The sequence below is a fragment of the Pseudomonas sp. EL_65y_Pfl1_R83 genome, from assembly GCF_963970695.1.
In the GTDB taxonomy this organism is placed as follows: domain Bacteria; phylum Pseudomonadota; class Gammaproteobacteria; order Pseudomonadales; family Pseudomonadaceae; genus Aquipseudomonas; species Aquipseudomonas tritici.
The window spans coordinates 1-445 of record NZ_CAXAQI010000454.1 but is presented as its reverse complement, the minus strand read 5'-3'; the positions used below and the strand labels follow the sequence as shown (position 1 = coordinate 445).

Annotated in this window: 1 protein-coding gene; it reads left to right on the top strand. The window is 65.2% G+C overall.

The features are described 5' to 3' along the window. Positions 1–445: hypothetical protein (locus AACY08_RS29790; protein ID WP_339472681.1), on the top strand; the 445-nt coding region annotated here is incomplete at both ends.

The following is a 445-nucleotide window of genomic DNA, read 5'->3' as shown; positions in this document are numbered from 1 at the left end:
CTGCCAACCTCGCGAAGCTGGCGCTGGTCGTGGACGGTGTCCGGTTGATCGCGCTTGCCGCTGCGGCCGGCGGTCGGCGGCAGGATATGAGCGTCACAGCCGCCTCGTGGAGCAGCAAGGCGATTGCGCTTGGTTCCGACGCCACTTCCTTGCATCGCCTCACCGCTCAGCTTCCGGGAAACTATGGCCGGTTCAGTGCCGGTGGCAACGCAGGCTACTCGGAACGGACGAGCACCGCCTATCCGTCAGATACGACCGTCGCCACGCTGGTCGGCATCGCGTCGGGCGCTCGCGTTGGCATCGCTGGGGCGGCGCAAACATTGATGGCGGCAGTTGCGACCACAGACCTTGCCTATGCGCAGGACGTCGCAAATGCGATCGTGGCGATGGTGCAAGCTCTCGCTGATGCTTGCGCGGACACGGCCGATGCGATCCGATTACTCGA